The organism is Caballeronia pedi, assembly GCF_001544915.2.
In the GTDB taxonomy this organism is placed as follows: Bacteria; Pseudomonadota; Gammaproteobacteria; order Burkholderiales; family Burkholderiaceae; genus Caballeronia; species Caballeronia pedi.
On record NZ_FCOE02000003.1, the window covers coordinates 319,776 to 343,422 of the forward strand.

The 23,647-nt window shown below is 57.9% G+C and carries 20 protein-coding genes and 1 pseudogene; 10 read left to right on the plus strand and 11 right to left on the minus strand.

Translation table 11 applies throughout. The features are described 5' to 3' along the window. Positions 1–38: 38 nt before the first annotated feature. The 7 genes and pseudogenes from AWB80_RS06445 (at position 39) to AWB80_RS06470 (ending at position 8,872) form a co-directional block, all read left to right on the plus strand. Entirely contained in the window at positions 39–1,007 is a 969-nt protein-coding gene (locus AWB80_RS06445; RefSeq protein ID WP_143327969.1) for an ABC transporter substrate-binding protein, read from the plus strand. Between the two features lie 134 nt (positions 1,008–1,141). Beyond that, positions 1,142–1,485, plus strand: a pseudogene (locus AWB80_RS44815) (ATP-binding cassette domain-containing protein); the annotation flags it as partial. A gap of 270 nt (positions 1,486–1,755) precedes the next feature. Next, on the plus strand, positions 1,756–2,529 hold the full coding sequence (locus AWB80_RS44820; protein ID WP_244206432.1) for an ATP-binding cassette domain-containing protein: 774 nt from the start codon (positions 1,756–1,758) through the stop codon (positions 2,527–2,529). Between the two features lie 86 nt (positions 2,530–2,615). Further along, positions 2,616–3,539, plus strand: coding sequence for an ABC transporter permease (locus AWB80_RS06455; protein ID WP_244206417.1), 924 nt, complete (start codon positions 2,616–2,618; stop codon positions 3,537–3,539). A 73-nt stretch (positions 3,540–3,612) separates the two neighbouring features. Continuing rightward, entirely contained in the window at positions 3,613–4,332 is a 720-nt protein-coding gene (locus AWB80_RS06460) for an SDR family NAD(P)-dependent oxidoreductase (protein WP_061173811.1), read from the plus strand. A 268-nt stretch (positions 4,333–4,600) separates the two neighbouring features. Beyond that, entirely contained in the window at positions 4,601–7,213 is a 2,613-nt protein-coding gene (locus AWB80_RS06465; RefSeq protein ID WP_061173812.1) for an AAA family ATPase, read from the plus strand. A 150-nt stretch (positions 7,214–7,363) separates the two neighbouring features. Next, positions 7,364–8,872, plus strand: a complete 1,509-nt coding sequence (locus AWB80_RS06470; protein ID WP_061173813.1) for a hypothetical protein — start codon at positions 7,364–7,366, stop codon at positions 8,870–8,872. Positions 8,873–8,986: 114 nt separating this feature from the next. On the opposite strand, the gene AWB80_RS06475 is transcribed toward AWB80_RS06470, so the two are convergent. From AWB80_RS06475 to AWB80_RS06485, 3 genes are read right to left on the minus strand one after another with little or no spacing between them, the layout of a single operon-like run. Further along, entirely contained in the window at positions 8,987–9,967 is a 981-nt protein-coding gene (locus tag AWB80_RS06475) for an ABC transporter permease (protein WP_061173814.1), read from the minus strand. A 14-nt stretch (positions 9,968–9,981) separates the two neighbouring features. Then, positions 9,982–10,992 carry an ABC transporter permease gene (locus AWB80_RS06480; RefSeq protein WP_061173815.1) on the minus strand — a complete coding sequence of 337 codons (1,011 nt, stop codon included), beginning with the start codon at positions 10,990–10,992 and terminating at the stop codon, positions 9,982–9,984. Next, complete coding sequence (locus AWB80_RS06485; protein WP_061173816.1) at positions 10,985–12,568, minus strand: sugar ABC transporter ATP-binding protein; 1,584 nt, start codon at positions 12,566–12,568, stop codon at positions 10,985–10,987. Before AWB80_RS06485 ends, AWB80_RS06480 begins: the two co-directional genes overlap by 8 nt. A gap of 136 nt (positions 12,569–12,704) precedes the next feature. Here AWB80_RS06485 and AWB80_RS43095 point away from each other — a divergent pair, with 136 nt between their 5' ends. Further along, entirely contained in the window at positions 12,705–12,926 is a 222-nt protein-coding gene (locus AWB80_RS43095; RefSeq protein WP_143327970.1) for a hypothetical protein, read from the plus strand. Positions 12,927–13,034: 108 nt separating this feature from the next. Here AWB80_RS43095 and AWB80_RS06490 read toward each other — a convergent pair whose 3' ends face one another. Together AWB80_RS06490 and AWB80_RS06495 are read right to left on the minus strand one after the other, a co-directional pair. Further along, positions 13,035–14,156 (minus strand): Gfo/Idh/MocA family protein, encoded by a 1,122-nt coding sequence (locus AWB80_RS06490; RefSeq protein WP_061173817.1) that lies wholly within the window; start codon positions 14,154–14,156, stop codon positions 13,035–13,037. Between the two features lie 89 nt (positions 14,157–14,245). Then, complete coding sequence (locus tag AWB80_RS06495; RefSeq protein WP_061173818.1) at positions 14,246–15,211, minus strand: sugar ABC transporter substrate-binding protein; 966 nt, start codon at positions 15,209–15,211, stop codon at positions 14,246–14,248. Positions 15,212–15,568: 357 nt separating this feature from the next. Between AWB80_RS06495 and AWB80_RS06500 the strand changes: the two genes are divergently transcribed. Next, positions 15,569–16,426 carry a sugar phosphate isomerase/epimerase family protein gene (locus tag AWB80_RS06500; protein WP_061173819.1) on the plus strand — a complete coding sequence of 286 codons (858 nt, stop codon included), beginning with the start codon at positions 15,569–15,571 and terminating at the stop codon, positions 16,424–16,426. Between the two features lie 153 nt (positions 16,427–16,579). After that, positions 16,580–16,879: a putative quinol monooxygenase gene (locus tag AWB80_RS06505; RefSeq protein ID WP_061173945.1), complete on the plus strand. Its 300-nt coding sequence runs from the start codon at positions 16,580–16,582 to the stop codon at positions 16,877–16,879. 100 nt (positions 16,880–16,979) lie between these two features. On the opposite strand, the gene AWB80_RS06510 is transcribed toward AWB80_RS06505, so the two are convergent. From AWB80_RS06510 to AWB80_RS06540, 6 genes are all read right to left on the minus strand, one after another. Next, positions 16,980–17,741, minus strand: a complete 762-nt coding sequence (locus AWB80_RS06510) for a DUF2971 domain-containing protein (protein WP_160147416.1) — start codon at positions 17,739–17,741, stop codon at positions 16,980–16,982. Positions 17,742–17,858: 117 nt separating this feature from the next. Next, on the minus strand, positions 17,859–18,647 hold the full coding sequence (gene istB / locus AWB80_RS06515; protein WP_061173821.1) for an IS21-like element helper ATPase IstB: 789 nt from the start codon (positions 18,645–18,647) through the stop codon (positions 17,859–17,861). Next, positions 18,644–19,654 carry an IS21 family transposase gene (gene istA / locus AWB80_RS06520; protein ID WP_061173822.1) on the minus strand — a complete coding sequence of 337 codons (1,011 nt, stop codon included), beginning with the start codon at positions 19,652–19,654 and terminating at the stop codon, positions 18,644–18,646. The genes istB and istA overlap by 4 nt, the downstream gene beginning before the upstream one ends. Before the next feature lie 162 nt (positions 19,655–19,816). Beyond that, complete coding sequence (locus AWB80_RS06530; RefSeq protein WP_061173823.1) at positions 19,817–21,043, minus strand: porin; 1,227 nt, start codon at positions 21,041–21,043, stop codon at positions 19,817–19,819. A 69-nt stretch (positions 21,044–21,112) separates the two neighbouring features. Further along, positions 21,113–22,435, minus strand: a complete 1,323-nt coding sequence (locus tag AWB80_RS06535) for an MFS transporter (protein WP_061173824.1) — start codon at positions 22,433–22,435, stop codon at positions 21,113–21,115. A 49-nt stretch (positions 22,436–22,484) separates the two neighbouring features. After that, the gene (locus AWB80_RS06540; RefSeq protein WP_061173946.1) at positions 22,485–23,546 is read right to left on the minus strand and encodes a lactonase family protein; all 1,062 of its coding nucleotides are present in this window, start codon (positions 23,544–23,546) and stop codon (positions 22,485–22,487) included. Between the last annotated feature and the right edge of the window lie 101 nt (positions 23,547–23,647).

The following is a 23,647-nucleotide window of genomic DNA, read 5'->3' on the forward strand; positions in this document are numbered from 1 at the left end:
AGCGAGCAAACACAAGACATATTCCATAGGAGACAGACGTGAAAGTGTTCATTGCAACAATGGCAGCATTTGCAACGGTGGCGGTGTCATCGAACTCGATGGCTGCCTCAACCATGACCATCCCCGTGATTGTGAAGAATACGAGCGTGCCGTTCTGGCAGGCGGTCTTTGCAGGGGCATGCACTGCCGGGAAGAAGTATGGCGCGACGGTGCCCAGACTCGGCGCCAGTAGCGAAGCCGACATGTCCGGCCAAATCGGGATTTTTGAGAACGCCGTCTCTGGCAAACCGGCGGCAGTGGTCATCACCCCGGTTTCCGCCGAAGCACTTGGCCCGGCTATCGATGAAGCCGCGACCAAGATTCCGGTGGTCGTCGCGGACACGCCGTCCAACTCAAAGCAGGTCGCCGCTACGGTGATGACGGACAACGTCGCTGCAGGTCGGCTTGGTGCGGATACCCTCGCCCAAGAGATACAAAAGAAATACGGCAAAGCCGAGGGCCAAGTTGCGATTCTGCAGTTTCTTCCAGGCGTCAAATCTGTTCAGGACCGTGTAGACGGATTCAAAGAGCAGGTCGCCAAGAAGTACCCCGGTCTGAAGGTGGTCACAACCCGCATCGGTGACGGCTCCGTCACCGGGTCACTTAATACGACTCTCGACGTGCTTTCGACCTTTCCTCAACTTCGGGGAATCTTCGGGGATACCTTCTACAGCGGCCTCGGCGTAGGTCAAGGCATCGCAGAAACAAAGGCAAAAGACCGCGTAATGGGGGTCACCGTCGACTCGACCGATGAACTCGTCAAGCTCGTTCGAAGCGGCGACATGAAAGCAATGATTGTTCAAGACCCGTTTCAAATGGGCTACCTGTCTATCGAAACGGCTGTCAAGAAGGTGAAGGGCGAGAAGGTCAACACCTTCGTCGACACGGGAGTACATGTCATCCGCAGTGCCGACCTCGACACGCCCGATGGCAAGCGCCTGCTCAATCCAGACCTCAGCTGCCGTTGAGGCATGTCAGCGAACACAGGGAGAGGCAACATGAACGAACCTCTGTTCACGCTACGCGGGTTGACTAAGGTCTATCCAGGCACCACGGCGCGAAATCGATAGACCTCGAGCTCCGCAAAGGCGAAGTCCATGCAATCGTAGGAGAGAACGGAGCCGGGAAATCGACACTCATCAAGATACTCACTGGCGCGTGCAGAAGACGACCGGCTCGCTCGTCTGGGAAGGCACGCCGGTCGAGTTCGCAGGCCCGCTAGACGCGCTGAAGCTTGGCATCGCGGCCATCCATCAAGAGGTCGTTCTTTGTCCCCATTTGAGCGTTGCGGCAAACCTCTACCTCGGCCATGAGGAAACCAACTTTGGCATGATGCGCCGCCGAAAGATGCTCTCCGACGGCCGTGCGTTGCTCAAGCGTGTCGGCTTCGACATCGATGCTTCAAGACGCCTCGGAGATTTGACAATCGGCCAGCAGCAACTCGTGGCTACCGCACGAGCTGCCTCAGGTGACACACGACTCATCATCTTCGACGAGCCGACGGCCTACCTCACACGAAGTGAGACTGACCAACTCTTCAAGCTCATCCGGGAGCTCAATGCGCGTGGCGTCACGATTGTGTATATCAGCCACCGGATGGAAGAGATTCTTGAACTGGCCGACCGCGCCAGCGTCATGCGGGACGGAAGCCTCATCTCGACGCATCAGGTCAAAGGCGTTGACGCGGAGCCGTTGACGTCTCGGTTAGTCAAGGACATGGTCGCTCGCGAGGTCGCGGATGTCCATTTCAAAGCCGAAGTGCCCATCGGCGAAGAACTCATCCGAGTTGAAGGACTGTCTGGCGAAGGTTTCGAGGACATATCGCTGACCGTTCGACGCGGAGAAATCGTCGGCCTCTATGGGCTCATTGGTTCCGGACGCAGCGAATTCGTAGAAACGCTCTTCGGCCGCCGGAGGCGAACCGCAGGCTCGGTCACCTGGTGCGGAGAGCCTCTTCGCGTTCGGTCGGAGCGGGATGCCGTCAAGGCCGGTATCGCGCTCCTGCCCGAAAGCCGCCGGGACCAAGGGCTCTGTCTCAATCTGCCGGTTCGCCTGAATCTCAACCTGGCCAGCTACCCGGCGATTTCGCTTGGAGGCATCTTGCGTCGTGGCGATGAACGCAAGAATGCTAACGCCCAAGTCAAGGCGCTCTCGATTCGTACGTCTGGCATCGAAGCAAACGCCTCGTCTCTTTCCGGGGGAAACCAACAAAAAATTGTCCTCGGGAAGTGGCTGATTCCGGGCGCGGACCTTTTCATCGTGGATGAGCCGACCGTTGGAGTCGATGTCGGCGCGAAGAGCGAAATCTACAAGCTCTTCGCAAAACTGCTGGAGGAAGGCGCCGGAATTATTTTGATTTCGTCGTATCTACCCGAGGTTTATGACCTCGCCGACAAGTTGCACGTCTTTCGCAAGGGGAGACTCGCGGCCAGCGATGCTCCGAGTGCCACGTCCCACGAAGCCATTCTCGCTGCCGCAATCGGCGCTTGATGCTTTCGTATCTGAACGTCTAGATTCAATCGAGGATGAAAATGTCGACCCTTCAAACCCCCGCGACCATGTCCCGGCTCGGTCGAATGACCTGGCTGCTCGACCTCACGCTGTTCCTTGTTCTCATTCTTCTGTGGGTCGCGTTGTCGGTCGCAACGCCGAACTTTCTCACTGAGGAGAACATCACGAACCTGATGCGGCAAGTCTCGTTCTGGGCCATCATCGCCATCGGACAGACATTCGTGATGATTACCGCTGGTATCGACCTTTCCGTCGGCGCCGTCGTCGGTCTTTCGTCTGTCGTGGTCTCGATGCTGATTAAGAGCGGCATGCCCATCAGCGCCGCAATTTTGTTGACTCTGCTAATTGGAGTCGTGATTGGTGCGTTCCACGGATTTTGCACCACCAAACTCGGCCTCCCGCCTTTCATCACGACACTGGCAACGCTCACGTCCCTGCGTGGATTCACGCTTCTAATCACCCGGGGCGAGCCAGTGGCGGGATTGCCGATGGCCTTCACCTCGTTCGCGCGTGGTTCATTCCTTGGGGTGCCGACCTTGTTCTGGACCGTGCTGGTTGTTGCTGTTCCGGGGTACTTCCTTCTGCATCGTTCCAAGTGGGGGCGCTATCTTTTCGCCGTCGGCTCAAATAAGGAGGCCGTTCGACTCTCCGGTGTCAACGTCACGCTCGTTATCTACGTGGCCTATATCGTTTCGGCGGTCTGCGCGGCGCTTGTCGGCATCCTGGTCGCGAGCCGACTCAGCATTGGGATGGCGACCACCGGCGAAGGATGGGAATTGCAGTCCATCGCTTCGGCGGTCATTGGTGGCGCAAGTCTCTTCGGCTCAGTCGGCAATATTCAAGGCCCGATTATCGGCGCAGCCCTCCTGACCACGCTCTCGCAGGGCGCCAACCTTCTGAACATCGACCCGTTCTGGCAACGAATCGTCACTGGAATGCTGATTATCGCCATCGTATTCCTCGACCAGATGCGCCGAAAAGGCCGCTAGAACCTCACGGCGGGCACCAACGGCGTCCGCCCACCTCGACGCAAACAGCTAAACCTATGTTTCGGAGAACAAGATGAACCGACTGGAAGGGAAAGTCGCCCTCGTCACGGGTGGAGCGCAAGGAATCGGCCTCGCCGTGGCACAAGCCTTTGCTCGAGAAGGTGCCAAGGTAATTGCAGGCGATGTCAAACCAGGAACTGAGACTGACGGAATCGAGCATGTGAAGCTCGATGTGTCGTCGAATGAGGATTGGGCTCGTGTGGTCGAGGGCATTCTCACGAAGCACGGACGAATAGACGTGCTCGTCAACAACGCGGGCATCGTGGCGTGCTACGAGCCTGTCCACGGAACCGACAGAGAAAGTTGGGACCGTGTCCTTGGCGTGAATCTCACCGGTAGCTTCTTGGGTATGCAAGCCGTGCTGCCGTCAATGCGGGCCGTTAAGCGCGGTTCGATTATCAATTTCGCTTCCATTTGGGGAAACGTGGGCGTACCTGGCGCCGCAGCGTATAACGCAGCCAAGGGCGGCGTACGGAATATGACGAAGAATGCGGCGGTCACGTACGCAATGGAGAACATCCGCGTGAACTCCGTCCATCCCGGACTCATCCGGACGCCGCTGGTTGAGGCGCAGTCGGATGACATGAATGCTGGAATCATCAAGAGCACGCCGATGGGTCGGATGGGCACGCCAGAAGAGGTTGCCGCCGGATGCGTATTCCTCGCAAGCGACGAATCGTCGTTCGTTACCGGAAGTGAACTTGTCATCGACGGCGGGTATCTCGCGCAATAGGCGTCACCGCCACTGCATCGCCATCAAGTCGCCGAGAAGCAAATAGTCGCGCGAGGACGAGCGACTTGCGGGGCGTGATACTTACTGAATTCGATACTTTACTGCCAGCAACCGCACATTGACCTCTCTGGGCAGATTTGCCCCCAAGACGTGTTCAGACGCTCACACGATGGCCAGTCTGAACTAAAATTCCGCGTTCGTTCATCAAATTGAAGGCGGCCGCCCAAAAGAGCGGCCCTTTCACAAAATATTAACGAGGACGTGGCCGGTGACAATCATTCAAGAAATTCACGCTTGGTCGAAGGACCTTCCCGCGTGGCAGCAAGACGCAATAGCCCGACTGTATGTAAATCGCGAACTCTTGCCTCAAGACCTTGACGACTTGTTCGCGCTCGCCAAGAGCGAGGCTGGCATCCCGGACGAAGACAAGCGGGAACCAAAGAAACTAGAGGACGCAGAAGTCGCACCTCCCGCCAATCCCACCCGCCTTGTTCAGATTCTAGCCGTGCGGGAGTTGGAGAACGTAAATGCACTTGTTCCCGGCGGAAGGCTACCGATAGCCGAAGAAGGTATAACAGCGATTTACGGTGAGAACGGGGCTGGGAAGTCTGGTTATTCTCGTGTCTTCAAACACGCGTGTCGGGCGCGTGACCGTCGCGAACCTATCTTGCCTGACGCGCGGCAAGACCCTAAAGCGGCCGGTCCGGCTCGCGCCACATTCGAAAGCGTCGTCGATGGCACGCCGATAAACTATGTGTGGCAGCATAAGGCTGAACCTCCGGAGCCGCTCGCCGACATTTCAATCTTCGACACTCATTGCGCTCAGGCATACATCGATAATCACGGCGATTTTGCGTACGTTCCTTACGGCCTAGATATCTTGGAAGGATTGGTCGGTGTCTGCAACAAGCTGAAGGCTCGAGCGACTCAAGAGAAGACTGTCAGCGCCGCGAGCGACGCTGGATATGCTGCACTGGTCAAAGAACAGACAGCTGTTGCAAAAGCGCTCAACGCAATCCCCGGAACCACCACACGGGAAGATATCGAGAGGCTGGCGACGCTCTCGCCTGAAGAAGCTGAACGCCGAACGCTGTTGGTCAAGACGCTCTCTGAGGCGGAACCAAAGGTGAAAGCAAGAGCGCTTCGCCAGAAATCCTTGCGCCTGAAGAGCCTGAAAGAGCGAATCGACTCGGCTGTGGATGTGCTCTCTAATCAGAAGCTGGCCGAACTGCGCGAGCTCATCGACAAGTCCAACACTGCGAAGAAGACTGCAGAGTTGGCTGCGCAAGCGTTCAAAGACTCGCCGGGGCTGCTTCCGGGTACAGGTGATGAAGAATGGAAGGCCTTGTTTGAAGCGGCGCGAGCGTTCGCTACCCTCTCCCACGAGGGCCACACCTTTCTAGCGTTGCCAGACGATTCCCAGTGCCCTCTGTGCCAAAACCCGCTTGGAAAAGACGGGGTGCAGCGGCTGGCTGAGTTTGAAGCCTTCGTGCAGGGTAAGGTGGAGCAGGCAGCCAAAACCGCTCGAACGGCTGCAGTAAACGCCTTCAATGTGGTGAAAGGCGCGACAGTCAAGATAGCTTTAGATGACGCCCTGACACAAGAGCTCGCCGAACTCGACGCGGCACTACTGTCCGCGTGCACGGCTATGGAAATGGGCCTCGTTTCTCGTCAGACTGAGGTGGTTCAGGCAGCCGGAGGAAAGCTTGATTGGGATACGGTTGCTGTTTTACCTGATGACCCACGCGCCAAACTTACTGAGACCGTGGGAACATTGGAGACCCAAGCAAAAGCGCTTGAGGCCACTGCCGATGAGAAAGCCCGGGCGGCGATGGCAGCGGAACGCCTCGAGTTCGATGCCCGTTTCAGTTTGAATGAGGTGAAGAAAGCAGTGCTCGAAGCCATTACGAAGCACGAACACTGCGCGAAGCTGCAGAAATGCATTGACGGAATGGATGCGCGGGGCATCTCTCGAAAATCGACAGAACTGTCTCGGACACTGGCGAGCAAGGAACTGGCAGATGCGCTGAACGAAGAACTCAGACGACTGAAGTGCCATGACCTCCAAGTGGTCATGAAGCCAGAATCGCCGGCCGGACGAACCCAATTTAAGCTCACCCTTCAGTTGCCCGGCGGTGGAACACCGGCCGCGATTCTCAGCGAAGGCGAACAACGCGCAATAGCTATCGCTTCCTTTCTTGCGGAAATCAAGCTTGGCAAAGGGCGGGGAGGCGTGGTTTTTGACGACCCAGTGTCATCGCTGGACCACCGTCGGCGCTGGGAGGTCGCGGAGCGGCTTGCGGCCGAATCCCTGGTTCGCCAGGTCATTGTGTTCACACACGACATCTACTTCCTTTGTATCCTTGAGCAGAAAGCGCAGGAACTCGGTGCGAAACTCACCACCAATTACATTCGTCGAACTGCCGCTGGCTTTGGTGCTCATTCCGATGAACTGCCGTTTGACGTACTCGGAACGAAGGGACGGATTGGCCGCCTTAAGCAGATGCTGCAGGCTGTGCAGAAAGCACACAAGGACGGCGAGGAAGATACTCAGCGCGCGCTGACTGCAAGGACCTACGGACGCCTGCGTCTCGCCTGGGAGCGAGGTGTAGAGGAGGTTCTCTTCAACGGCGCGATACAGCGCTTTGGAGAAGGCGTGTCAACGCAGCGCTTGAAGGAAGTCACCGTCTCGGATGACGACTATCGCGCGATAGATGCCGGCATGACGAAAAGCTCAAAGTTCGAACATGATGCAGCGATGGGTGTCGGGCGATTACCGGTTCCGCATCCAGACGAACTCAGCATGGATATTGAGAATTTTGAGAGTTGGAGGTCTGCGATTCTTAAGCGAAACAATGACGTTCGAGCTGCGAGGGCTTGACGTTATCTAGACTGGAAAAGCTCTCGGCCAACGTTCATGATGTTCGTTGGTCGCGTCTTTGAAGATATCTATTTTGCGAGCCCGATTGTCAAACTGAGCAGACGGCGCTCGACCTCGCTAGATTGAGACCAAAGTGGTTCTGAAAGCAACATGGAAACAAACCCAAGAGACGACTTCAGTAAGCCGGTGAAGCAGATGCTCGCGGAGCGTGTCAACTTCCATTGCTCGGTCTGCGACGCGCCGACTTTGGGGCCAAAGACCGGGACGTCGGATAAAAGGTTCTCGGTTGGTAAGGCTGCTCACATCAAGGCTGCTGCAAAAAAAGGCCCGCGCTACGACGAACTTCAGACGCCGGCCGAGCGCAAATCAATCGAGAATGGTATGTGGGCCTGCGCGACCTGCGCTGACATTATCGACCGCGACCCCGACGCTTACTCAGTAGCAGACTTACTCAAAATTAAAGTGGACGCAGAGTGGGTTGCAAGCATAAGAGCAGGTAGACCCCCCGGTAGCGAGTTGTCTGCCCTAACGAACTTCACCGCAATCAAACGCGCTGTGGACACATTTTGTCGTCGAGAGTCGGCGCGTCAGGAACACATCGACCCTCGTTTCAAAGTGGGTGTGCGGATGGGAGTGTCCGGTCCCGTGTATGAAGTTACGGCAAAGCAGAAGGTGGAAGCTCAACTCATAGTCACTGCCGAGGATAAAGAGCGGAAAGCGCGAGGGTTACGCGATTTTTTTGACTATGGCGGCAGCGTGGTATTCGATGGCCCAGACCTTCGGATTGAGGGCTCACCGCTCTTTAGAACGGACGATGTCTCTGCGGCTCGCTGGCAGCTGTCGTCGACCCCACGCCCGCTTACGCTGACAGTTGTGCTTGGGGAGAAGTCAAGCTCGCCAATGTACATCGAATTCGCGGGCAACGGCTCCCAAGGTAACAAAGGTGCGAGAGTTCAAGGTACAGCATTTGGCGGCATGCTACTGGCAACCTTGACTGCCGATTTCTCGGGCGCTTTGACAAACTTTACTTTTCACATCGATACGCAGCAATGGACCAGCAAGCCGGTTCGCCAGCTGCCGTATTTCGCTCGTCTACAGCAGATTGTTCAGCTGCTCGAGAGTTCCACTCAAGTCCGAATCCTATGCACACAGAATGGCCTGGAATCAGAATTCGGCACGGGCTCATTCGATGGTCGAGACGCACTTTGGCCGCTGCGTGCGCTGTTCGATGAAATCGCGGTGATGCGCCGACTTGATGAGTTCTTCGAGTTGAACCTTGCACTGCCAGCCGACATCAGCGACATAATGCTTCTGCAATGCGACATGACATGGTTGCTTGATTTAATTGACTTGGAAACTTCCGGAGCAACCGAAGTCAACTTTTTCGCGACGCCATCTGACAAGTCCATGCCACTGAACGCCATCCTCGAGAATCAACCGTTTGAGGGAATGACGCTCAACCACCGTATCGATTTGGAAATATATGGCTGTACGTACGGTCCTTTCAACTTGGAGATTTCGTGCCCGGCAGTGGGCATACATGTAGTGGGGCCGACGAACGTCGAACCGGGGATGTCCGTAGAGCTTGTCATGCGACCCGCCGATGGTAACCATTGGTCGCCCCGCCTAGTCGATAAGCCTTCTGGGCCTACGACGTAAGAGCATGTCAATCTCACTCCTGGCGGAGCCGCATAGAGTTTTGCCCGCAACGTCGCTCTATTGAAGCAGCCCGACGCGGAAAACAGCGCGTCGGCTTCGCAGTAGCAAGTCTTTTCAGGCCGCCGTGGCTGCCTTTCTCCGAGCAAATCGTTCGAGCGGCGAAGCCAAGACCGCGCCCAGACGTCCGTCAAGCAAGACCACTATGAGAAGCAGCAGTCCGTTCACGAGAAGAATCTGAGTAGACGTTGCGTTCAGTAATCCCAGGCCGTTGTTCAGGATGGTGAGAATCAGGACGCCCATCGCGACACCGAGTGGCGAACCGATACCGCCGCCCAGCGCAACCCCACCGACGATGGCCGCCGAGGCCGCCTGGAGCAGGATGTTGCTGCCCATCGTCGCGGAGGCGGTCGCCAGGCTCAGCGAGAGCAAGCCTCCGCCGAGCGCCGACAAGCCTCCAGAGATGACAAAACCGACAGTCAGTGCCTTACCGACCCTAGCACCGCTCTGAATCGCCGCCTTTCTATGACCGCCGGATGCGTAGATGTCACGACCGAGCGTGGTAAAGCGGAGGAACACAGAAACCACGACAAAGCAGGCGATTGTGATGAGACTTCGCGGCGAGAAGATGCCTGCCACGCTTTGGTCGAGAAAGTCGCTGACGTCGAGGTTGCCGTAGCTCAAGACTCGACCGCCTGCGAGCCAGTATCCGACGCCGGTCAGGAACATCATCGAGCCAACAGTCGTCACCAGTGAGGAAACGCCGAGCCATGGCAACAAGGCTGCGTTTGCAACGCCGACCACCACCCCGAAGATAACCGCGTAAAGAATACCGAGCAAAGCACTATCGCCGCCGAACTTCACGGTGATGAGGCCCGCGACCGTCGAGATTGCCGCTACGCTCAGGTCGAATTCGCCAGCGACCATCGTGACCGAAAGACCGAGGGCGATGATTCCGAGGAACGCAAACGCCTGGAAAATCGCGTACAGGTTGGCCTGCGAGAAGTAGTGATTGACGCTGAGGCCGAAGATTACCGGCATGCCGACGAGCAAGACGAGCCGAATTGCCAGATTGAGAAGTCGTTGAGATTGGTCCATTTCCGAGTCTCCTGTTATTTCCGTCCCGGACCGAGCCGGGCGAGCAACGCGCCGAACACCACTGCTGCGAGAACCACGATGCCTTTTGCGACCAGTTGGTACTCGTAGCTCACGCCGCTGACCAACAGGATGTTGCTGATGACCGCGAGGAAGATGGCGCCAGTGACTGCATCCGATATCTGTCCACGACCGCCGCGAATCGAAATGCCACCGACCAGCACAGCAGCAATCGCGTTGAAGTCGAGGTCGATGCCATACGTCAAATTGCCTTGGGCCGACGACGAGGCAATCAATGAGCCGGCGAGTGCAGCTGCTGCGCCAGCGAATGCGTAACAAACGAGTATCGCGGCCATCGTCCGAAGTCCGGCAATGCGCGCAACTTCGGCTCGCATTCCGAGCAAGCGGATTTCACGCCCAATGCGCGACTTCTGGAGAATGAAGCTCGCGATTGCAGCAAAAACGACCAGCACCAGGATTTGAGTCGGCAGCCAGCCAAAAAGCTTGCCTTGACCAAGCCAGGTGGCGTCGCCTTTGCCGATGACCGTCAGGCCGCCGGTGTAGATGACACCTGCGCCGATGATGATTGACGAGGTGGCAATCGTCGTGATGATGGGGTTCGCTTTCCCTAGAGCGATGATTCCGCCTTGAACGGCACCCATCAGCAGGCCGCTCAACACGACGAGCAGCAGCGTCGCTCCCAAGCCCAAGTGAATGAGCGCGGCGAACATGACGGTCGAGACCGCCGCCGTCGCACCCATCGACAGCATGAACAGATTGCCGCTGAGGGTGACGAGCGCCATACCGATAGCGCCGATACCAACTGCCGCTACCGAATACATCAGCGACTGCAGGTTTCCGAACTCCGTAAAGTGCGGCACGATGGCCGCAGCGACGACGATGAGCACGAGCGTCGCGATTCGAATCGACGCGGCATGAATGCTCGTCGTTCCTAAGAGTGCCGACGCCCACCGCCGCAACGCGGTCGGCGAGACTTGTGGAGTGGGCTCCAAAGCGGTCTTATGCATTACCCACCTCCGCAGGTTGGTTTCGGAAAGAGACATGTCCGTGAGACGCGTCGCTGTCGCCCGCGACGATGTCGTGGAGCAGCGTGTCACCATCTATTTCGAATCGAGGTTTATGGCGGACCGTCCGACCACGGAAGACGGTGAGAACGGTGTCCGCGAGTTCCAGAATTTCCTCGAGGTCTGTCGAGTAGAAGACAATCGCCAAGCCGTCGTCCGCCATCTTGCGAAGCGTCGAATAAATTTCCGCGCGGGCGCCGATGTCAACGCCTCGGGTGGGCTCGTTCAACAGCAACAGGCGAGGTGCGAGCGCAACTGCTTTAGCCAGCGACACCTTTTGCTGATTGCCACCGCTGAGCGTCGAAACTTCGTGAGGAAGCCGCTTCGGGTCGATGGCGAACATCGACGCGAGACGTCGAGCCTCGTCCTGCTCGCCGGCACGTCGCATGATTCCAGCCTTGCTGAACTTCGCCATCACGGAAGCCGTGATGTTGATAGCAATCGGCGCATCCAGAAACACGCCTTTATCCGCACGGTCCTCGGCGACGTACGCGATGCCTGCCTTCAGGGAACTGCGGATGCTGTCGAGCTTTATGGGCTGTCCATCAACCTTGACTGAGCTGGAGATGTCGCCGCGCAGTCCGGCGAGCGCCTCGACAAGGACTTCGGCTCCAGAACCAAGCTGGCCGACCACCGCGAGAATCTCGCCGGGCGCTACATCGACCGACAGGTCTTTGACGTTATCTGCAACCGTCAGGTCAGACACCGACAGTCGCGGCGCGACATCAGCGCGACTCTCGGGTGGTTTGACCTTGCTATGCACAAGTTCGCGCCCAATCATCGCTTTGACCACTTCAGCGGTCGTCATGTCGGAGGTCCGTTGCGTTAGGACGTGCTGGCCGTTGCGGAAAACCGTGACCCGGTCCGTCAGCGCAAAGACCTCATCGAGCCGGTGGCTCACAAATATCATCGCGGTGCCTTGGTCGCGCAGCTTGCGCGCGACGTCAAAGACTCGAACAATCTCCGCATCCGACAGAGTGGCAGTCGGCTCGTCGAGCAGGAGCACCTTCGCATGCCGCGACATGCCGCGTGCGATTTCTACGAGCTGGCATTCGGCGAGGCTCAGCCGGGACGCCGGCGCATCGAGCTTGACGTGTGACAATCCGACCGAATCGAGATGCTCGCGGACAGAGTCACGATACTGACTGCGTCGATAGATTTCGCTCTGGTCCGCGCCACCGAGAAGAATGTTGTCGAGCACCGAGAGCGTCGGGACAATTGCGAGCTCTTGGTGAACGATGGAGATAAGTCGGGGGTCCGTGCGACTTCCGAGTTTCAGATTGTGGCCGTCGACGGTGATTTCGCCGTCGTCAGGCTGAACGAGGCCGCCGAGAATCTTGATGAACGTGCTTTTGCCTGCCCCGTTCTCTCCGCACAGCGCATGAATCTCACCGGGAGCCAGTTCGAGGCTGACCCCTGTCAGCGCTTTGACGCCGCCATAATGTTTTGTGAGATTGCGAGCGCAGAGCAGACTCTGAGCAGCTACCGGCTCGGCGCCGGAATTCGCGTCTTGCAGCATTGTCTTCCTCCAAACGCGGAGACTCTTCGGTCCTCCGCTGTCAAGGGCTGATGCCTGTCACAGTCACCCACCTCCTGCGCGTACCTAGCCGTGTGTGGGTGACGGCATACATCTCGAATAACGATGTCCTGCGACGATGCTGGGCAGTTTGTTTGCCACGGCTCCGAACAAGCCGAAAGAGGCTGCGGCATCAGCGACGCTGCTGCTGGTTGTCTTTGAGGAGAGGATTTGCAGGGAATCGCTGCGTGCGCAGGAATGCGCGTCGTCTCCAGCAGAAACTCGCGTCAGCGGCTTCGTTATCGTTGAGTCACAGGTTATTAGTTCGCCTGGGAAAGAAAAATGCGCTGCGGCGAAATGATATTTCCGGCAGAAGGAAATATCCGCGCAAACCATGGTCCACAAAAAAACGCGCGGAGGCGGAGCGTGATGCTCGACCAACCGCGCGTAACCTGAGCCTGTTGCTCTCTTAGAGAGTGATGCGCTGTCCCTGTGTTGACGACCGAATCGCCGCGTCGACGATGCGTTGGATTTCCCATGCCTCACGGAAATCCGGAAACGTGGGTGTGCCGTGCTCGATAGCTGCGATGAACTCCGCCATCTCGATGGTCTTCAAATCATTGAATCCCAGCTGGTGCCCGCCGGCGACGGTGAAATTCTCGTAGGGAGGATGAACCGGGCCCGCTTCGATACGAGTGAACCCCGACGTCCGAGGGTCGCCCCCAGCCTTGAAGTACTGGAGCTCATTGAAGCGCTCCTGTGAAAAGCACAGGGCGCCCTTCGTTCCGTAGACTTCGAACTCGAGCTGCATCTTGCGGCCGGTCGCCGCCCAATTCGCTTCGATAGACCCTGAGCATCCCCGCTCAAACGTCACCATCAGGCGGGCGATGTCGTCGACTTTGACTTCACGCCGCTCGGACGAGCCGGGTGCCACCGGGCGCGTTTTATTGACGGTCTCGAGCTGCGCATTGACCTGGGTGACGGTCCCGAGGAGGAATCGAGACATGCCGACGATATGGTTACCAATTTCAGCCAACGCGCCAGCCCCGTTCTGAGGGTCAACTCGCCATCCATACGGAATCTCCGGGTCGGCCAGGTAGTCTTCAGCGTGGACGCCTCGAAAGCTCGTGATTTCGCCAAGCTCACCAGATGCAATCATCTCCCGCGCCAGCTTGAGTACGGGGTTTTTGATGTAGTTGTAGCCAACCTGCGTAACGACCTTCGCGGCCTCAGCCGCTTTCATCATTTCGAACGCGTCGGCGGCCGACGGAGCAATCGGCTTTTCGCAATGTACGTGCTTGCCGGCGGCGATGGCCGCGAGAGCCATTTCCCGATGTAGGCTGCATGGCGTCGTGATTGAGACAACCTGAACGCTCGGGTCGTCCAGCAACGTGCGCCAGTCAGCCGTCGCTCGTTCGAATCCGAAGTGCTCAGCCGCTTGCTGGGCATCTGCCTCATTCACGTCGGCTACTGCCACCATTCGCGGCCTCAGCGAATTCGGAAAGGCGTTTGGCACGGCACGATACGCCAGCGCGTGCGCCTTTCCCATGAAACCCGTGCCAATCACAGCTACGCCAATCTCTCGTCTCATCGTTGTCTCCGTTCATAAAACGAAAGCGACCCCGAAGGGTCGCGAAAAACGTCCCGCCTCCCGTGCGACGGTCAACCCTGCAGCGCGCGTTACTTCTTCTGCGAATAGCAGACGTTGAGCGTCGCCTTGGTCGCAGCAGGATTCGGTAGATACTGGATGGCTTGGGGTGCCTTGCCCGCTGCGAGGTCTTTGGCCGCCCGCGCAGCGTAAGCACCGTCGTCAAACGGGGACTGCTCGACCGTAGCGTATGCCTTTCCGGCGGAGATGGCCTCCACCGCACCGGAGTCGCAGCCGTGACCTACGATTACGAGCTTCGACGGGTCGAGTCCGAGGCGCTGTGCGGCAGTCACGACACCGCGAAGTTGTGAATCGTTCTCCGTGTAGACGCCTTTCACATCCTTGAATTGTGTGAAGAGCGCCGACGCTGCTGCTTCGGCCTTCACAGCATCCCAGTCAGCCGGTTGCGAACCGACGACTTCGATTCCAGGTGCATTCTTCTTGAGGGCGTCGACGAAGCCTTGATAGCGCTGAACTTGAGGCGGCGTACCCATCGGTCCGTTGATGACGATGACTTTGCCTTTGTCGCCATACCCCTTTTCCTTGAAGCCCTGAATCATGGTCTTCGCGGCGACTTCGCCATTGCTGATGTCGTTGGGGCCCGTGAAGACCTTCCAGTACTTGGAATACTTCTGGTCGGGCATCGAGTTCGAGATGACGAGCGGAATCTTGGCTTGGTCAATCTTGCGAATCGACGGGACCATGGCGCTCGAGTCCACAGGGATGAGAACAATGACATCGGGCTTCTGGGCAAGCGTCTGGTCGACCACAGTGGCTTGTTCGTTTGCGTCGTAGTTGCTTACCTTCACGTCGAGCTTGAGGCCCTGAGCGGTCGCTTCCTTTTCGAAGCCTTTCGCGTAGAGCGCCCAGTATTCAACGCTCTGCGTCGGCATGAGCAACGCAACACGGGGCTGGTCGGCCGCCTGGGCGCTGGTACCGAGCGCGCTCGCGATGGCTGCGAGAGCGAAACAAGAGATGATGGATTTGCGGAAATTCATGCTGTGTCTCCAATAGGCCCACGTGGCGGAGCCGGGTTTTGATGTTTTGGTGGAGGCACAGTAAGGCTTGATATCGGAAAGAAAAATGCGACAGAACGAAAAGTTATTTCCTTTCACTGGAAAAATGGTGATGGCATCAGAGTGATTGCCGCCAGACGCATAAAGAATCGAGCGATGAGCCTGACGCGGCGCCCCCGAGCTGCCAACAAACGCCGGACATTCGCGATTGTGTACTTTTACTCTACGGAAAGACGATTCGAGGGCTGTTTATCCGCTGTGACTTCTACGCGATAGTTCAGGACATCGATTCCCCGCGACCGGCATTACATCGCCGTCGCCACTTTCAAGAGGTCTCACATGTCCAAGTCCAAAGTCGAACTCGTCGCCGCCTACTTCACGCTCTCGGGCGACGTCTACCCGTTCGGTCCTACCGAAATCAGCCCGTTCAGCTTCAAAGACCGAGTCGAAGCAGCGGCGAAGGCCGGTTGGGACGGCATCGGCCTGATTCACTCGGACATTTACGCCACCGCCGACAAGATTGGCTTCCCGGAAATGCGCCGCATCCTCGAAGCCAACGGAATGAAGCACGTCGAGTTCGAGTTCTTGGTCGACTGGTATCAAACCGGCGAGCGTCGCCGCACCTCCGATAGCCAGCGCTATTACTACCTGAAGGCCGCGGAAGAACTCCGTGCGCGTATCGTGAAGGTCGGTCCCGGCATCGGCGACGACACCGCGAACGTGCCGCTCATGGTCGAAGAGTTTGGCAAGTTGGCTGAAGACGCTGAGAAGCGCGGCACGCAGGTCATGCTGGAAATCATGCCGTTCAGCAACGTCCGCACGATTGAAACGGGCAAGGCCATCGTCGAAGGTGCGAACAAGGCCAATGCGGGTCTGCTGCTCGACATTTGGCACCTGAGCCGCGGCAACATTGACTTCAAGGAAATCGCCACCATCAAGCCCGAGTTCATCAAGGGGATTGAGCTCGATGACGCAGACCGCTATGCCATCGAACCTCTTTGGATGGACACCTGCCACAAGCGTCGCCTGCCAGGCGAAGGCGTTCTTGACGTCAAGGGCTTCATCAAAGCGATTCAAGCCACCGGTTGGCAAGGCCCGTGGGGCGTTGAAATCCTGTCCGAAGTCGAGCGCAAACTCCCGCTCGAAGAACTGGCCGCGCGCGCGTACAACGCAACAATTAGCCAGTTCGACAACTAATCAGCTTCGTACAGACTGAATGTAAGCGGCCGCAGCCACGCTCCTGCGGCCGCTTTTGTATCAAGCCTTCGGTCGGTTGCGTACGTGCGAGCGCCGCTGTTAAGACAATCTACTCGGATGCTCCACGTTATGACACAACACAAGGACATTCAAATGGTGTCACTCTATGTTCGCTTCAAACTGTTTCCATCGACCAAAGACGAGTTCGTCCAGCACCTCGCCGAACTAATGAAGACTATGGCGAAGGAATCAGCCTTGGTCAGCGCCGTGCTCAGCGAAGACCCGTCTGCACCTGACGAGCTGGTGCTGTTCGAAGTATGGAACGGCTCACAGGGGGAGTGGCTGCGGGAACAGCCTCAGAAGCCGTATCGAGCTGTTTATGACGAAGCTACGCGGGACCTTATTGCCGACAAGGAGGTTCGATTCCTGACCCCGGTCGTGATTCAAAACTAGCCCCTCTCCAATGTGTGTGCACTACGAGCGCACGTCGAACTTGTCACCGCATGTCCGTAAGCAGCTCAACACCTCGTCCTCAAGTCGTGGTGTACGTTCGCTAAAAATGCGATGTCATTGGGAAGACGTTCTTTGCGACAATTTCGCGTCCAACGCTGTATGCACGAAAGTCCTCGGTCGCTTGGTAGACTTCAATCGATGAAGTGCTCTTAGCCAAAGCGCGGGCTCTGTCGCGCAAGCCCTGAGGAGCGCGGCAACCGAGGATGATTTCGCGAACCGCTCCGTCTGGAAAGTTAAGTAGCACACTCGACTTTCGAAAGAGCAAGCGATATTCGGCCTCATAGGTCCATGCGAAAGATTTATGGAAGATGGCCTTGTGAGCGAAGATGTCGGCCTGTTCCTTGAACGGATGGTAGATGGGCACAGTCACGGCGTAGTGAACCTTTCCGTGACTTGTCACCTCATTCCATGAGGTGAGAGCTGTCTCATCAAAGCCGACGCAAAATCCGGTGTGATTCCGTGCGTAGTGCGCCCAGAGAAGCTCGTTATCCCAGTGCTCAGTGAAGCAAACCACGCCAAATGACGCAAGTAAGTCCCCACGGATTGTTTGCTCGATGGCCCACTGCGCGCCATTCAGGCCGCCGCGCCATGATTGAAACTCCGCCTCTGTCGCCCAAGGCTTCCAAGCCATGAAATGCGCTCTGTGCGTTTCCTCGTCAGCCTGCAGGTCCAGGACGACTTTGAACTCGAATGGGTCATTGAAGGAGTGTGGGCAGGCGACCCACAACTGTCCGTTATCGACAATACCGTCAAAGCGGTCCGTCTTCCTAGCGTCCGGCTCTGATAAAAATTTGTACAGCAAGTTCGCCCTCGTTCTCGTCGTCATGGTGACGCTGGAATATCGGTGTCAACGCCGACTGAAACCTGACCCACATTCGAAGGTTTCGCCGAAGTAAATCTGACCCACCTGGGTCCATTATCACGCGGCTACTTTCGTGGTTGCCCGCGCGCTCGCTTGTCCCGCCTTTCTCTTGTCCTTCAGTCGATAGCTCTCGCCACTGATTTGCACGATATGCGCGTGATGCAGCAACCTGTCGAGCATCGCTGCCGTGAGCGTCTGGTCGTCGGCGAACGCCGTCGCCCATTGCGTGAATGGCAGGTTGCTGGTCAGGACGATTGAACCGCGCTCGTAGCGTTTGGCCACGACGTTGAAGAACAGATTCGCCTCCTCGCGCCCGAATGGCAGATAGCCGATTTCATCGACGACCAGCAGCCTGGGCCCGATAACCGCCCGATTGAAGAACTCGCGCAGCCGGTTCTGTTGCCGCGCGGCGGCCAATTGCATCATCAGGTCGGCGGCCGTAATGAACCGTGTCTTGATGCCCGCCTGCGCCGCGCGGTAAGCAAGCGAAGTCGCGATGTGTGTCTTGCCGACACCGGATGGTCCGAGCAGCACGATATTCTCGGCCCGTGCGATGAACGCCAGACTCGCAAGCTCTTGAATCTGCGCACGCGGTGCGCCGCTGGCGAAGCCAAAGTCGTATTGCTCCAGCGTCTTGACACCGGGCAACGCCGCCAACTTCGTGAGCACCTGGCGCTTGCGCTCTTCGCGAGCACCGAGTTCGGCTTGCAGAAGTTGCTCCAGGAAGTCGGCCATACTCGAATCGGCTGCGGCCGTGCGTTGTGCCAGCGGCGCCCAATCGGTGGCGACGCAGTCGAGCTTCAGTTGCGCGCACAGCGCGGCGATGCGCTCATGTTGCAGATTCATGCGGCGAGCTCCAGCAACGTGTCATAGACCGCCAGCGGATGCTGCAGGCTCTCACGGGGCAACACCCGGCGATTGTCGGGCGCCGCCAGCACAGGCACTTGAGCCGGCAATGGCAGAAGTGCCGCTCGTTCAGCATCGAGCAACACGGCTGGACGCTCGCCCGTTGTTGCGTGACGGCGCACATTGGCAACCTCTGAGAGCCATCGGCCGAGGTGCGCATTGGCGGTCTCGACGTCCAGTTTCAGTCCCGATGACTTGAGCGTCGCGGCAAGGGGCACCACGAAACTCTCCTTGAGATAGCGATTGAAGCGCTCGACCTTGCCCTTGGTCTTGGCGCGATAGGGCCGACACACCTTCGGCGTGAAGCCGTAGGTCTCGGCCAGCGCCAGCAATTGCGGGTTCCAGCGATGCTCGCCAACCCCGAACACATCGCGCTCGATGACCACCGATTTGGCGTTGTCGAACAGCACATGTTCCGGCGTGCCGCCGAAGTAGACCAGTGCTTCGCGCAGGCACTCGCACAGCGTCACCGCGTCCTCGCGCGCGGTAAATCGCACAAAGCTCGCGCGGCTATAGCCCAACGTCGCGACCAGCGCGAGCAACGGCTCGCGTCCTCGGCGGATGACGGTGAAGTCGGCCTGCATCTGCTTGCCCGGTGGCGTCTCGAAGCGCACGACCGGCTCGGCTTCGGGATGTTTGTGGGGCGCCAGAAACGCCTTGAGCTGGCTGATACCGCCTGCATAGCCGGCCTCCTGCAGTTCGCGCAGCAGAACTGTCGCCGGAATCCAGTGCGGCCGCGCTGCTGCCACGCGCTCCAGCAGATAGTCTTTGAACGGGTCGAGCTTCGTCGCGCGTGGCTCACGCGGCTTGTACCGTCTCGCTTGTTCATCTCTTAGATAGCGACGCACCGTGTTGCGCGATAAGCCCGTCTGCCTCGCTATCTCCCGAACCGCCGTCCCACGCTTGGCCAATACCTTGATTTCCACTGCTTGCTCCTGAGTCAGCATCGGCGGCAAAAGCCGCCATCGTCTCCCAGGTGGGTCAGTTGTATGTCGGCGACAGGGTCAGTTTTACATCGGCGCTAACATATCGGCATCGCGACTCGAATCTTGAGCCCTGGAACCTCGAGCCGTGTGGACTTTTAGGCCCACGCGCGCATGAGCAGAAAGTCAGAACTTGTGACGCATTCCGACTCGCAAGGATGCCTGTTTGCTGGTTGTCGACGGGGTAAGCCCAGTGATTTGTGCAACGGCATTCTGTCCGAGTGAGTCCGTCCCGCTCGCCTTCTCAAAAACGGCCACCGTATAAACGTCGGTTCTCTTCGAAAGGAAGTAGTCAAGGCCTGCGCTGAACAGGTTGTAGTTCGTCCCACCTCTTCCGCCTGCCCCGCCGTTGCGCGTGTAATCGTAGGCGAGCCCCCCGACAAGCGCAGGTGAGAACTGGTACTTGCCGTTGACCTCAACGTTGTTGAAAGCTGCCGTCCCTCGATAGCCGAGCGTGTTCGGTCCGGACGCTGACCCCATGTCCTCGAACCTAGTGTTCGAATAAGCTATGTTGACGTTCGCAGCACCGAACGCTAGACCCGCCGCAACGCCAGCGATTTCCAGTTTGTGTGCCGAAGCGTAACCCGCAAACACGGGGTTGCTCTCCGGTGCGGTTGCGCTTCCAAAGCTGCCTAGGTTGTTGGTGGTCGTAGGTCCCGCATTGGGGTTGGCTCCGAAAAAGGAAGTGTTCGGATTGCGGATGTTCAAGTAACCGGCCCCAACCGAAAATGGACCAGCGGTGTAGCCCGCTCCTGCGCCCCAAATCCAGTTGTTGGAGAACGACCCGGCCGTACCTCCAAGGTTCATCATCGCTTCGACAGTCAGGCCATGATAGTTGGCGCTGCGGAACTTGATGGAGTTGTTGATTCGCCGCGAGTTGAGTGCGTTATCGAGGTCACTTGGATGGGAAGCCATGTAGCCGCCCCACTGAGGCGCGGCGAGAAACGGCCCAAAGAAGTCGACCACCGGGTCGTATTGCCGGCCAATGGTCACCGTGCCGACCGAATGGGTCATGCCTACATAGGCTTGCCGTCCGAACTCCGCTCCGCCCTGATTGAGCGCACCGTTATTGCTGTAGAAGCCGCTTTCCAATACAAACAGAGCTTTTAGTCCACCGCCTAAGTCCTCGGCGCCGCGCAGACCCCAGCGGCTGCCTTGAAGGCCCGCTGACCCGCCCTCAATCATCGCGAACTGCCGGCCACCAACGAGGCCGGATGGGGTTCTGGCGGACTGAACGTTGTTCGTGTAATTCAGTCCGCTATCGATAATTCCGTAGAGGGTCACATTGCTCTGTGCGATGGCTGCAGTGGGAAGCGCGGTAAGTACTGCTAATCGCAACATTGACTTTTTCATGCGTACATCTCCACCTTGTCAGGCTATGGTTGTATGACTCTTGACCTAGAAGTCTTCAAAAACACGACTTCAGTGACGTTGATTGGCCATTTCCCCCGGATGAGCAGGTGTTTGGTCCGTGAATCGAATGAACAGTGTCATGAAGAACGAGGCCACCAGTAGACCAGAGAGGAACAGCAGGCCATTGGTCGCGCTGTGCCCTGACCCTTTGATGTACCCGATAGCGAACGGGCCGACGAACCCGCCGAGGTTGCCGAGGGAATTGATGACCGCGATGGACACAGCCGCCGTAGAGCGCGTCAGGAACAGCGTAGGAAGCGCCCAGAACGGTGACTTGAATGCGTACAGGCCGGCAAGACTGAGGCTAATCATCGAAATCGAGACGTAGGGATTGGTCGTGAGTCCCGCTCCGAGCAGGGCTGCGGCGGCCACAGCTAACGGAATGGCCGAGTGAAGGCGGCGCTCATTGTGTCGGTCAGAGTTTCTCGACCAGAAAATCATGACGATGGTCGCGAAAAGATACGGCACCATCGCAATGAGCCCAACCTGCGTGTGACTGAGCGTACTTGAGAACCCCTTGATAATCTGAGGCATCCAGTAGCCGACGCCTAAGCTCCCGCATTGATAGACGAAATAGATGAACGAGAGGTAGAGCACCTTCGGGTTCGTCATTGCCTTGAGCGAACCAAAGTGGCGCGCGTTGGGGCGGGCCTTCGCATCCTTCGAGAGTTCGTTTAGCAACCAGTCACGCTCTTCAGGCTTGAGCCACCTTGCATCGGACGGCTTGTTGGTCAGCCACGTGAAGCACATGACTCCGCCGATGAGCGCCGGCGCGCCTTCGAGCACAAGCATCCAGCGCCAACCGCTCCAGCCGAACCAATGCACGTTGTCCATAATCCACGTGCTCAAGGGTGCGCCGATGATGTACGAGACGGGAATCGCGGCCGTGAAAAGTGCGACGGTAGTGGCGAGCTCTTTCGCTCGGAACCAGTACGTCAGGTAGACGATGATGCCTGGGAAGAAACCGGCTTCGGACACGCCCAGCAGGAACCGAAGAATGTAGAGTTGCGTCGCGTTCTGCACGAAAGCAGAGACGACCGCGACTATGCCCCATGTGACCAGAATCCGAGCAATCCAGACTCGCGCGCCGTATTTGTTCAAGAGTACGTTGCTCGGTACTTCAAAGAGGAAGTAGCCGATGAAGAAGATGCCCGACACGAAGCCGAATGCTTCGCTCGAGAGCGCAAGTTCCTTGTTCATCTGCAGCGCTGCGTAGCCGATATTCGCGCGGTCGAGATACGAGATGATGTACAGGATGAAGACGAACGGAATGATGCGCCAAGTTATCTTGCGAACAAGGGCGCGCTCGTCGATTGCAGTGTTTGTTTGCATGTCTCACTCACCGGCGGCGGGCCGCCGGTCTCCTTCAATGGCAAATGTCTTAGGCCTGTTGCGTGGAAAACACCATGCAGACCGGACTGCCGGATTCCACCGAAAAGCCTGTCGGCTTGAGGCGTCCTGTTGCGGCATCGATAGCGAACGCGACAATCGTGTCGCTCTCCTCGTTCAGCGCGTACATGAAGCGACCGTCGGGCGAACTGGTGATGTAGCGCGGCGTGCGGCCGTTCGTCTGCGTCGATTCAACGAACGTCAGAAGCCCAGTGCTTTGGTCGATGGCAAACGTCGCAATGCTGTCGTATCCGCGATTGGACGCGTACACGAAACGCCCGGCCCGGTCGACTTCAATCTCGGACGCTCGGCTGTTACCAGTGAAGGTCGCCGGCAGAGTGGAAAGAATCTGCAGAGGATGCAGCGCGCCCTTGCCCGACTCATATCGGTAGGTGGTGACCGTCGAATCAAGTTCGTTGACCACGTACGCGTATTGCGCCTTCTGGTGAAACGCGATGTGGCGCGGGCCGGACGTCTCGCGCGACACGACAAAGGCGGGGTTTGCAGGCGTGAGCTGTCCATCACGGAAGCGGAACGAGAAGACGCGGTCCAAGCCCTTATCGGGGACGATGACGAAGTCGCCTGTCGGGTCGAAAGGATTGAAGTGAGGCTTGGATTGCTTCTGCTCCACACGATGCGGACCGATAGGACCCTCGAGCTTGACCAACTGGGAAAGCGGCTTCAACGAACCATCTTCTGCAATCGGCAAAACTGCAAGGCTCGCGCCAATGTGGTTCGACACGACGATGAAGCGACCAGAGGGGTCAATCGCGAGGTACACCGGGTTCTTGCCCTCCGTGCTTTGCCGATTGAGAAAGGTCAGCTCTCCGGTAGCCCTGTTGACCTTGAAAGCGCTGATGTCGCTCATGTCGCCGTGCACCGTGTACAGGTGCTCGCCGTCCTTGCTCAGCGCAAGGAATGAGGGATTGACCAAGTCTTTGACCAACTGCACGAAAACGAGGGAGCCGGTTTCCGTGTCGACGCGATAGACGCTGATGCCGTCTCCGCGTGCATTGCGCTCGCGAGTCGTTCGGGAGCCAACGTAAGCAAACATGGGTGTCTTTCCGTTCATTGGGGTTTGGCGGGTGGTCTGCGCGCTGACCCGCGTGGGCGTCACCGCTCCTGCTCCTAGAACCGCAGCTAATCCCAGGGAAG

Bases quoted from the DNA above. Each gene is read 5' to 3' on its own strand.
- AWB80_RS06470 (WP_061173813.1), top strand. From the start codon at position 7,364: ATGGAAACAAACCCAAGAGACGACTTCAGTAAGCCGGTGAAGCAGATG.
- AWB80_RS06505 (WP_061173945.1), top strand. From the start codon at position 16,580: ATGGTGTCACTCTATGTTCGCTTCAAACTGTTTCCATCGACCAAAGAC.
- AWB80_RS06485 (WP_061173816.1), bottom strand. From the start codon at position 12,568: ATGCTGCAAGACGCGAATTCCGGCGCCGAGCCGGTAGCTGCTCAGAGT.
- AWB80_RS06490 (WP_061173817.1), bottom strand. From the start codon at position 14,156: ATGAGACGAGAGATTGGCGTAGCTGTGATTGGCACGGGTTTCATGGGA.
- istA (WP_061173822.1), bottom strand. From the start codon at position 19,654: ATGCTGACTCAGGAGCAAGCAGTGGAAATCAAGGTATTGGCCAAGCGT.
- istB (WP_061173821.1), bottom strand. From the start codon at position 18,647: ATGAATCTGCAACATGAGCGCATCGCCGCGCTGTGCGCGCAACTGAAG.
- AWB80_RS06495 (WP_061173818.1), bottom strand. From the start codon at position 15,211: ATGAATTTCCGCAAATCCATCATCTCTTGTTTCGCTCTCGCAGCCATC.
- AWB80_RS06500 (WP_061173819.1), top strand. From the start codon at position 15,569: ATGTCCAAGTCCAAAGTCGAACTCGTCGCCGCCTACTTCACGCTCTCG.
- AWB80_RS44820 (WP_244206432.1), top strand. From the start codon at position 1,756: ATGGTCGCTCGCGAGGTCGCGGATGTCCATTTCAAAGCCGAAGTGCCC.
- AWB80_RS06530 (WP_061173823.1), bottom strand. From the start codon at position 21,043: ATGAAAAAGTCAATGTTGCGATTAGCAGTACTTACCGCGCTTCCCACT.
- AWB80_RS06475 (WP_061173814.1), bottom strand. From the start codon at position 9,967: ATGGACCAATCTCAACGACTTCTCAATCTGGCAATTCGGCTCGTCTTG.
- AWB80_RS06535 (WP_061173824.1), bottom strand. From the start codon at position 22,435: ATGCAAACAAACACTGCAATCGACGAGCGCGCCCTTGTTCGCAAGATA.
- AWB80_RS06455 (WP_244206417.1), top strand. From the start codon at position 2,616: ATGACCTGGCTGCTCGACCTCACGCTGTTCCTTGTTCTCATTCTTCTG.
- AWB80_RS06480 (WP_061173815.1), bottom strand. From the start codon at position 10,992: ATGCATAAGACCGCTTTGGAGCCCACTCCACAAGTCTCGCCGACCGCG.
- AWB80_RS06460 (WP_061173811.1), top strand. From the start codon at position 3,613: ATGAACCGACTGGAAGGGAAAGTCGCCCTCGTCACGGGTGGAGCGCAA.
- AWB80_RS43095 (WP_143327970.1), top strand. From the start codon at position 12,705: ATGCTGGGCAGTTTGTTTGCCACGGCTCCGAACAAGCCGAAAGAGGCT.
- AWB80_RS06540 (WP_061173946.1), bottom strand. From the start codon at position 23,546: ATGTTTGCTTACGTTGGCTCCCGAACGACTCGCGAGCGCAATGCACGC.